The following is a 9,218-nucleotide window of genomic DNA, read 5'->3' on the forward strand; positions in this document are numbered from 1 at the left end:
CCTCGTCCACCCGTGCCCCTGACCAGGGAGTTCCCATGACCACGCCCACCCGCACGCCCACCGGAGTTCCCGAGGCCACCGGCCGCTGGGGGGTGCTGTGGCGACCGCGCTCGTGGCACCGGCCCGAGGGCTTCACCGGACGGGTGCTGCGCACGGAGCTGATCGCCGGCCTCATGGTGGCGCTCGCGCTCATCCCGGAGGCGATCTCGTTCTCGATCATCGCGGGCGTGGACCCGCGGGTGGGGCTGTTCGCGTCCTTCACGATGGCGGTGTCGATCGCGTTCCTGGGTGGCCGGCCCGCGATGATCTCCGCGGCGACGGCCGCGGTGGCGCTGGTGGTGGCACCCCTGGCCCGCGAGTACGGGCTGGACTACCTGGTGGTCGCGGTGGTGCTGGGCGGGGTGATCCAGGTGGTGCTCGCGCTGCTCGGCGTCGCGAAGCTCATGCGGTTCATCCCGCGATCGGTCATGGTGGGCTTCGTCAACTCCCTGGCGATCCTGATCCTGCTGGCGCAGCTGCCGCACCTGCGTGACGTGCCGTGGGTGGTCTACCCGCTGGTGGCCGCAGGCCTCGCGATCATCGCCTTCTTCCCGCGCCTGACCACGGTGGTGCCCGCGCCACTTGTCGCGATCGTGCTCCTCACCATCGTGACGGTCGCGGCGGCCATTGCCGTGCCCACCGTTGGCGACGAGGGCGCCCTGCCCGAGGGCCTGCCCGGGCTGTTCATCCCCGACGTGCCGCTCAATCTCGAGACGCTGCGCATCGTCGCTCCCTACGCGCTGGGCATGGCACTGGTGGGTCTGCTCGAGTCGCTCATGACCGCGAAGCTGGTGGACGACGTCACGGACACCCACTCCGACAAGACGCGCGAGGCCTGGGGTCAGGGCGCGGCGAACATCATCACCGGCATGTTCGGCGGCATGGGCGGCTGCGCCATGATCGGGCAGACCATGATCAACGTCAAGGCGGGTGGGGCCCGGACCCGCCTGTCGACGCTGGCGGCGGGGATCTTCCTGCTGGCGCTCATCCTGCTGCTGGGCGACGTGGTCGCGATGATCCCGATGGCGGCCCTGGTCGCGGTGATGATCTACGTCTCCTGGGCGACCTTCGACTGGCATTCCATCCGCCTCTCGACGCTGCGGCGCATGCCCAAGTCGGAGACCTCGGTGATGCTGGTGACGGTGGGCGTGGTGGTGGTGACCCACAACCTCGCCTACGGCGTGGTGGCCGGCGTGGTGCTCGCGTCGGTGCTCTTCGCCCGCCGGGTCGCGCACCTCGCGACCGTCGAGGGCGGGCCGGTCGTGGACGGCGTGCGCAGGTACACGGTCTCGGGAGAACTCTTCTTCGCGAGCTCCAACGACCTCTACAGCCAGTTCGACTACGGCAACGACCCGGGGAAGGTGATCATCGACATGTCCGCCTCGCACGTGTGGGACGCCTCCACCGTGGCGGCTCTCGATGCGGTCGAGTACAAGTACGCGCGCCACGGCATCGAGGTCGACATCCAGGGCCTCAACACCGCCTCGCAGGCCATCCACGGCCGCATGAGCGGGCACCTGGGCGGGTCTCACTAGGGACGATGCGCCCCTTGCTAGGGACGATGCGCACCTCGCCCGGGTGCGCATCGTCCCGGCGGGTCATTCGGGCTTGGTGACGGCCGCCTTCACCAGGTCCGCGGCGGTCGCATCCGGCAGGTAGGCGCGCAGGATGGCCAGCGTGATCGCGGGCAGCTGGGCCTCGTCGGGGTACATGAGATAGAGCGGATGGTGCTCGGGCTTGAACTTGGCCTTGAAGCGCTCGAGGCTGGTGAAGCCGTAGTAGGGCTCCATCTTGTCCGCCAGGATGTCGAGCAGCCGCTCGATGGACCCCTCGGTCTCCCCCGAGTAGCTCAGCGGGGCGGCGGAGAGCGAGATGAACTCGTAGCCGGCCTCCTTGAAGTGCACCGCGGACTCGGCGATCAGGAACTCCATGACGCCGGACATGACGCCGTCGTCGAGCCGGCGCTTCATGATGTCGATGGTCCAGCCCACCACGAAGCCCGCGCGGTACACCGGTAGCCACGAGGTCATGCCGTGGACGGTGCCGTCCTCGTCGACCGCGAGGTGCATCTGGACGTTGGGGTCGTCGGCCTCGGGCAGGTCGCCCAGCGTGAAGCCCATCTCGGGGAGCGACTTGTCTCCCGCCCATTGGGCGGAGATGGCCTCCATCTGGTCCTTGAGGCCGCGCGGCGCGTCCGCGAACCGCACGGTGCGCATGGTGACGCCCTCGCGCTTGGCGCGGTTGATCGCCGAGCGCACGGTCTGCCACGACTTGCCGGTGAAGGTGAGGTCCGCCAGCCGGATCACGGTGTCCTCGGCCACCTGGATGGATCGCATCCCGGTCTCGCCCAGGTGGGCGCGTGCCCTCTCGCTCACCGCGAAGTAGGCGACGCGCCACCCACGCGAGCGGCAGAACTCGGCGAAGGCGACGTAGTTGCGCCGCACGGCCTCCGGTTCGCCCGCGGGGTCAGAGAGCACGATCACGGTGTTGCCCACCTGCTTGAACGCGAACCCGGCCGTGCCGTCGTCGGAGATCCAGTGGTCGATCCCCGCCCACCGCGCCATGTACCCGATGCTGGTCATGCCGGAGGTGTCGCGCTGGAGGGCGATGAAGCGATCCCGCACGGACTCGTCGGTCTGGTGGCGGCGCGAGGTCAGCAGCAGGCTCGCGAGGAAGATCGCGAAGGCGATGAACCACACGATGCCGATGCCGCTCAGCAGCGCCTTCGATACCGGGGTGGTGCCCTCCATGCCCGTGCTCAGTCCGAAGACGCGCACCACGGCCTCGCCGATGGCGGTGCCGAGCGTGGGCTCGGGGTCGATCTGGTGGCGCAGGCCCAGGATCGACACCACGGTGAAGGTCATCAGCGCGGCGAGGGTGAGGAGTCCGCGCCGCCACACCTTGGCGCGGGTGGCGTTATCACCCTTGACCGCGAAGTAGCGTCGCCATCCGAACAGCACCGCCAGCAGGATCACGTCGAGCACCAGGTCGAACACCTGTGATCCGGTGAGCGGGACCAGCAGGCTCAGCAGCGCGCTCAGCAGGGTCACGACGGTGACGTACCACCACGCGCCCCGGCGTCCCTTGTGAAGGGCGTATGCGAACATCAGCGACACCACGGCGACGCCCACGAGCCCCACGGTGGTCACGTCCGAGTCGTTGGGGCTCGACCCGAACTCGAGGATGCCGCCCTCTCCCGGCCAGATGCGAGTGAGGAGCTGGTGCACGCTCCCGAACGCGACGATGAGCGCCGCGACGTCACGCACCTCCTGCGGGCCGAACCGCCAATCCAACGGCTCGCGGGCGCGGCCCACCACCCACGGACCTATCGCCATGCCGATCCAGAAGGCCGCGGCGTGCGTGAAGTCCCAGATCTCGGCCGCGTAGAGGATCATCGCCACCAGGTACAGCGAGCCGATCAGGCGCACCCGCCGTCGCCACAGCAGCGGCATCCCCGCGGTCATCGCGCCTACCGCGCCGAATCCACCGTTAGACAGCCCCACATCGCGGACGCGCGCCAGCTCCTGCGCCCACTCCAGCGACGTCTGCTCGAGCGCGAGGAACAGCAGGGCCACCGCCAGCACCGCGGCGATATGCGTGCCAATCACCGCGAGCAGCATCCGCCACGTGCCGTACCTGTATTCGAGGTAGCCGCCGCCCACGCAGAAGGTCGCGAGGATGAGGGCGTACATCCACGGCTCGGGCGAGATCGCCATGCCCACGATCACGGTGTACCAGCGGCCCTCGGCGAAGGCGTCGAGGCCCCAGCCCCAGCGCTCCACGAGGCCGGCATCCGCGGCGGAGGACCACAGGGCGCCCGTCAGCGCTCCCACCAGGAGCACCAACGCCGTGACGGTGAGCGTGCCGGGGATCCGTCGCACCATCGCAAGGACGGAGTCGAGCGAGAAGCGGCCGTCGGCGGTGGTCGATTCGGGTGCCATGTCCACACCGTATCCGCGAGGCGCGATCCCTCGCCACGGTGACGGAGCGGCAGGCCGCATGGCGTCAGGGTGACCCATGCGCGGGCCTCGGTTACGCTGGGTTCGATATCCGTGCGGGTTCGCGCGGTAGGACGATGCCGCAGCGCAGCGCGGACAACACAGGGAGCCTTGATGAACGCGGACGACCGCACCCCCCCGCAGAGCAAGGGCCTCTACACGCCGCGCCCGACCGAGCAGGACGCCGGCGCCAACCCGGCGCGCCGCGCGTTCATGCCCGTCAACACCGGCGCGCCGGAGGCGCCGCCGACCAGCGGCACCGCAGCGACCACTCCGGCCGCCCCCACCTCCGCGCAGGTGCCGACCTCCGCGCAGGTGCCCAACGTCGGAGCGCCGTCGAACCCGGCCGCTCCCGCCCCGACCACCGGCTCGATCCCGCAGCGCACCGCGATGCGGCCGCAGTCCTCGACGTCCATCCCCACGCGCGCGCCGCAGTCGTCGACCTCGATCCCCACCCGGGCACCGCAGTCGTCGCCCGCCATCCCGACGCAGGCACCGCAGCCTGCCTACGCCCCGCCGCTGGCCACCGGCGCGACCACGGCACCCCCGTTTCAGGGCGCCCCGTCCCGTTTCGACGGCGCGATCGGTGCCGGAACGGCCGCACTGGGCGCCGGAACCGCCAAGATCAAGGACTACGCGGGGCGCGCCGCGGAGAGCTTCCGGGCGGGTGACGATCTGGCCACGCCGGCCAGTAAGGGCGGCCCTCGCAAGGCGCGCGTGCTGCTGTCGCGCATCGACCCGTGGTCCGCGCTCAAGCTGAGCTTCCTGCTGTCGATCGCGGCGGGCATCATGCTGGTGGTCGCGGTGTTCGTGCTGTGGAACGTGCTCAATGGAATGGGCGTGTTCGCGCTCATCAACGAGTGGGTCCAGAAGCTCTTCACCAACGACCAGGAACTGAACATCATGCAGTTCTTCGACCGCAACAAGGTCATGAGCGCGGCGATCCTGGTGTCCGTGGTGAACGTGGTCCTGCTGACCGCCCTGTCGACCATCGGAGCCTTCCTTTACAACGTGGTCTCCTCCGTCGTGGGTGGCGTCTACGTCACCCTCACCGACGACTGACGGGCGGCCCGCCGCGATTTTGGACTCGTGGTTGGCGTGCGGTATCGTTTACCGCCGCGGTGCTGACACTGCGACGGGCCCATAGCTCAGGCGGTTAGAGCGCTTCGCTGATAACGAAGAGGTCGGAGGTTCAAGTCCTCCTGGGCCCACCGAGGTGATCCGATGAAGATGGCACTGGTCCTGGCGGCCGCCGTGGTGGTGGGCGCGGTCGCGTACGTCCTGATCACGGAGAACTCGAATCGGGACCTCTGGGAGGATGTCCAGTATCCGGTCCGGTGACCGGCTTCGGGGCCTTAGCTCAATTGGTAGAGCGCCTGCTTTGCAAGCAGGAGGTCGGGGGTTCGATTCCCCCAGGCTCCACTCAGGATGAAGGCCTCGCCGGTGCGCGAGGCCTTCCGTGCGTCTGGGACGCGCCCCAACGATCCGGCTACCGCGACACGGCCTCTGCATCCTTGGCTGTCAGCCGCTGAGCGATCGCGAGAGGGACCACGCTGAGCACCGCCAGGATCACGGCGATCACCGCGACCACCGGCGCCTGCGAGGGCCGGAACATGTTCTGCAGGATCCACAGCGGCAGCGTGGTGACGCCGGTGCCCGCGGTGAACGTGGTGACGATGATTTCGTCAAAGCTCAGCGCGAAGGCGAGCAGGCCACCGGCGAGCAGTGCGGACTTGAGGTGCGGGAAGGTCACCAGGCGGAACGTCGTGAACAGCCCGGCCCCAAGGTCCATCGACGCCTCCTCGAGCCGCGTGCCCGAGGCGTTGAGGCGAGCGAATGCGTTGTTGTAGACGGTGACGATGCAGAACGTCGCGTGAGCGATGATCAGCGTCCACACGGACAGCTGCACGCCCACCATGGTGCGGAAGGCGTTGTTGAGCGCGATGCCCGTGACGATGCCCGGCAGCGCGATCGGGAGCACGATCAGCAGGTTGATCGACTCCTTGCCGAAGAACCGGTACCGCGACAGCGCCATGGCCGCGAGCGTGCCCAGCACCAGGGCGATGGATGATGCGGCGATCGCGACCATGACCGACGTGCCCAGCGCGTGCAGCGCCCCCTCGCTCTGCAGCGCACGCCCCCACCACTCGAGCGTGTAGCCGGGCGGAGGCCAGGACAGGCTCTCCGAGGTGCTGATGGAGTTGAGGAACACCACGCCGAGCGGCAGGTAGATGAGCGCGAGCACCACGGCGGTGACGGCGCCGAGGACGATGCGCGTGGTTCGACCGATCTGCATCAGAGGCTCCTGAGCGCACCGGTCCGGCGGACCGCGGCGAGGTAGAGAAGGATGATCGCGATGGGGATCAGCGAGATCGCTGCCGCGAGCGGCAGGTTGTTCGCGGCGCCCACGTTGGTGTACACGAGGTTCCCCAGCAGCTGGGTGGTGCCGCCGACGATGCCGGTGGCCAGGTAGTCGCCCAGGCTGAGCGAGAACGCGAAGATGGAGCCCGCGATGATCGCCGGCCAGATCATAGGCAGCACCACCGCGATGAGCGTGCGCGCGCCCTTGGCGCCCAAATCGGCCGAGGCCTCGAGCAGCCGGTCGGGGACACGGTCGAAGCCGGCGTAGATGGGCATGATCACGAACGGCAGCCACAGGTAGGACAGCGTCATCACCACGGCCGGGATGCCGTAGCCCGGGGTGTCCCCGCCGAAGGGGGTGGCGATCCAGTGGATGATCCCGTCCGCGGACAGCAGCGCGCGCCATGAGTACACCTTCACCAGGTAGCTGGCCCACAGCGGTGCGAGCACGGCGATCACCAGCACGTGGCGCAGGCGCGGGCTGGCTATCTTCGCCATGAAGAAGGCGACCGGCACGGCGACCATCACGTCGATGAGCGTGACCAGCAGCGCGATCCCCAGGGTGCGCAGTGTGACCGTGCGATAGAGCGCGCCCGTGAGCACCTCGACCACATTCGCTGTGGTCCACTCAACCTGCACCTGGCCCGTGAGCGTGTCGACCGTCCAGAACGCGGTCACGAGCAGCGCGGCGAGCGCGACGATGTAGACGAGCCCGAGCCACAGAATGGGCGCGGAGAGCAGGCCTGCCAGCTGAAGGCGGCGGCGCGGGGCGATGAAGCCGGAGACGCGATGCGTGGTCATGGTTCCTCAGGGGACGATGCGGGTGCGGGGACGCGGACACCCCCGCGAGGTCGGCGCGGGGGGACGAAGCACATCGTCCCCCCGCGCCCCGGCGTCAGCCCTTGATCTCCTGCCAGGCCTTGGTCCACTCCGAGTAGTCGATGCACTCGACGTCGGTGCGCCCGTCGACGCACTCGCTGATGGGTGTGGTCCAGTACCAGATCTGCGCCGCGTACTCCTCGTCACCCGCGTGGTAAGCCTCGCAGTCGTCGCGGAAGTCACACGCGGCGGCGCTCGACGGCGCCTCGCCGAAGTAGGCGGTCGCCGTCGCATTGACCTCGGGGTCGGCGATGTAGTCCAGCCACGCATACGCGCAGTTGGGGCTCTTCGAGTCGGAAGCGATCATCCAGGTGTCGGACCATCCGGTGGCGCCCTCCTCGGGCAGCACCACGGCCGTGTTGCCCGTGCTGACGGAGTTCTGGATCACCTGCCATGTGGTGCCCACCACGGAGTCCCCGGTCTCGAAGGCCTGGATCTCCTTCAGGTAGTCCGACCAGTACTCGCCCACGTTGGTGCGCTGCTCCTTGAGCAGGGCGACGGCCGCGTCGAACTGGTCCTGGTCCAGCGCGTAGGGGTTGGTGATCCCCAGGTCGGGCTGGTGGGCCATGAGGTACACGGCCGCGTCAGCGATGTAGATGGGCGAGTCGTAGGCGGTGACGCCGCCGGCGTAGTCCGAGCTCTTGTCGAACACGACATCCCACGAGGTGGGGGCCGGCGTGACCTCGTCCGTGTTGTACATGAGCAGGTTGGCGCCGTAGCCGTGGGGGACGCCGTAGGAGACGCCGTCGACGCTGTTCCATTCCTTGTTCTTCAGGAAGTCGAAGATGCCTGCGTAGTTGTCGAGCAGGTCCGTGTTGACGGGAGAGACCAGGTCGCCGGCGATGAGCCGGAGCGTGAGGTCGCCCGAGGCCGCCACCACGTCGTAGCCGCCGTTCTGCATCAGCTGGTAGGCCTCGTCGGAGGTGCCGTAAGGCTTCGAGGTGACCATGCAGCCCGTCGCGTCCTCGAATCCGGAGACCCAGTCGTACGCGGGGTCGTTGCTGCCGTCCTCGACATAGCCGGGCCACGCGAGGATCGACACCGAGCCCTCAGTGTCGCCGAGCGACTCCGCGGCCGCCGAGCCGGAGTCGGAGCCGCTGGTGCCGCAGGCGGCGAGGGAGAGGGCCGCGGCGGCCGCGAGGCCCGCCCGGAGGGCCGTGCGGGATGGAGACTTCATCACAGGACTTTCCTTTCGTAGGGGTACTGCGCGGGGGTTCAGGACGGGACGGGGGCCTCGAGCGGTGCCGCGGCTGCCGGGTCGATCGCCACGGTGACGCGGTCGCCGCGCACGCGCGGGCGGTCGCCGCCGACGTTGGGCTCGAGCGCGGTGATCCGGGCGTCGTGGCCGTCGAGGTCGACGACGATTCGATGCTCGGGCCCGGTGTAGATCACCTCGGCGACGGTGCCGGGCAGGCCGGCGGCCGGCCCGTCGAGGGTCACCCGCTCGGGGCGCACGGCCATGGGGGCCGCCGGCAGCCCGAAGGCCGCGGCGACCGCGGGTTCGAGCAGCGTGGCCGAGCCCACGAACGACGCGATGAAGCGATTCCGGGGGTGGTCGTAGATCTCGCGGGGCGTACCCAACTGGACCACCTCGCCGGCGTCGAACACGGCGACGCGATCGCTGAGGGTGAGCGCCTCGTCCTGGTCGTGGGTGACGAACACGAACGTGATGCCCAGGGAGCGCTGCAGCTCCTTGAGCTCCACCTGCATCTGCTCGCGCAGCTTGAGGTCGAGCGCGCCCAGCGGCTCGTCGAGCAGCAGGGCCTGCGGTCGCAGCACGATGGCGCGGGCGAGCGCCACCCGCTGGCGCTGACCGCCCGAGAGCTCGTGCGGGCGGCGGGTCTCGAGACCTGCGAGCCGGACGGCACCCAGCGCCTCCTCCGCCTGAGCGCGCCGCTCGCGGCGCCCGACGCCGGCCACCCGCAGGCCGTACTCGACGTT

Annotated in this window: 7 protein-coding genes and 2 tRNA genes; 4 read left to right on the forward strand and 5 right to left on the reverse strand. The window is 69.3% G+C overall.

Annotated elements, in window-relative coordinates; translation table 11 throughout:
* The first annotated feature begins 35 nt into the window (after positions 1-35).
* A complete protein-coding gene (locus Q0L54_RS08150; protein ID WP_296666984.1) occupies positions 36-1,574 on the forward strand; it encodes a SulP family inorganic anion transporter in 1,539 nt (512 codons plus the stop codon).
* A gap of 63 nt (positions 1,575-1,637) precedes the next feature.
* Here Q0L54_RS08150 and Q0L54_RS08155 read toward each other — a convergent pair whose 3' ends face one another.
* Entirely contained in the window at positions 1,638-3,980 is a 2,343-nt protein-coding gene (locus Q0L54_RS08155; protein ID WP_296666986.1) for a bifunctional lysylphosphatidylglycerol flippase/synthetase MprF, read from the reverse strand.
* Positions 3,981-4,151: 171 nt separating this feature from the next.
* Between Q0L54_RS08155 and Q0L54_RS08160 the strand changes: the two genes are divergently transcribed.
* The 3 genes from Q0L54_RS08160 to Q0L54_RS08170 all read left to right on the forward strand — a co-directional run bounded on the left by Q0L54_RS08160 (position 4,152) and on the right by Q0L54_RS08170 (position 5,459).
* A complete protein-coding gene (locus Q0L54_RS08160; RefSeq protein WP_296666989.1) occupies positions 4,152-5,099 on the forward strand; it encodes a DUF3566 domain-containing protein in 948 nt (315 codons plus the stop codon).
* Between the two features lie 75 nt (positions 5,100-5,174).
* A tRNA-Ile gene (locus tag Q0L54_RS08165) sits at positions 5,175-5,248 on the forward strand.
* Between the two features lie 138 nt (positions 5,249-5,386).
* A tRNA-Ala gene (locus Q0L54_RS08170) sits at positions 5,387-5,459 on the forward strand.
* 67 nt (positions 5,460-5,526) lie between these two features.
* On the opposite strand, the gene Q0L54_RS08175 is transcribed toward Q0L54_RS08170, so the two are convergent.
* The 4 genes from Q0L54_RS08175 to Q0L54_RS08190 form a co-directional block, all read right to left on the reverse strand.
* The gene (locus Q0L54_RS08175; RefSeq protein WP_296666991.1) at positions 5,527-6,333 is read right to left on the reverse strand and encodes an ABC transporter permease; all 807 of its coding nucleotides are present in this window, start codon (positions 6,331-6,333) and stop codon (positions 5,527-5,529) included.
* A complete protein-coding gene (locus Q0L54_RS08180) occupies positions 6,333-7,199 on the reverse strand; it encodes an ABC transporter permease (protein ID WP_296666994.1) in 867 nt (288 codons plus the stop codon). Before Q0L54_RS08180 ends, Q0L54_RS08175 begins: the two co-directional genes overlap by 1 nt.
* Before the next feature lie 94 nt (positions 7,200-7,293).
* A complete protein-coding gene (locus tag Q0L54_RS08185; protein WP_296666996.1) occupies positions 7,294-8,454 on the reverse strand; it encodes an extracellular solute-binding protein in 1,161 nt (386 codons plus the stop codon).
* Positions 8,455-8,492: 38 nt separating this feature from the next.
* The coding region (locus tag Q0L54_RS08190) for an ABC transporter ATP-binding protein (RefSeq protein ID WP_296666999.1) at positions 8,493-9,218 on the reverse strand (726 nt) is incomplete at its 5' end.

The organism is Demequina sp. (genome assembly GCF_024642165.1).
Taxonomy (GTDB): Bacteria; Actinomycetota; Actinomycetes; order Actinomycetales; family Demequinaceae; genus Demequina.

Coding starts and splice junctions, on each gene's coding strand:
- Q0L54_RS08150 (WP_296666984.1), top strand. CDS start 36: ATGACCACGCCCACCCGCACGCCCACCGGAGTTCCCGAGGCCACCGGC.
- Q0L54_RS08155 (WP_296666986.1), bottom strand. CDS start 3,980: ATGGCACCCGAATCGACCACCGCCGACGGCCGCTTCTCGCTCGACTCC.
- Q0L54_RS08160 (WP_296666989.1), top strand. CDS start 4,152: ATGAACGCGGACGACCGCACCCCCCCGCAGAGCAAGGGCCTCTACACG.
- Q0L54_RS08175 (WP_296666991.1), bottom strand. CDS start 6,333: ATGCAGATCGGTCGAACCACGCGCATCGTCCTCGGCGCCGTCACCGCC.
- Q0L54_RS08180 (WP_296666994.1), bottom strand. CDS start 7,199: ATGACCACGCATCGCGTCTCCGGCTTCATCGCCCCGCGCCGCCGCCTT.
- Q0L54_RS08185 (WP_296666996.1), bottom strand. CDS start 8,454: ATGAAGTCTCCATCCCGCACGGCCCTCCGGGCGGGCCTCGCGGCCGCC.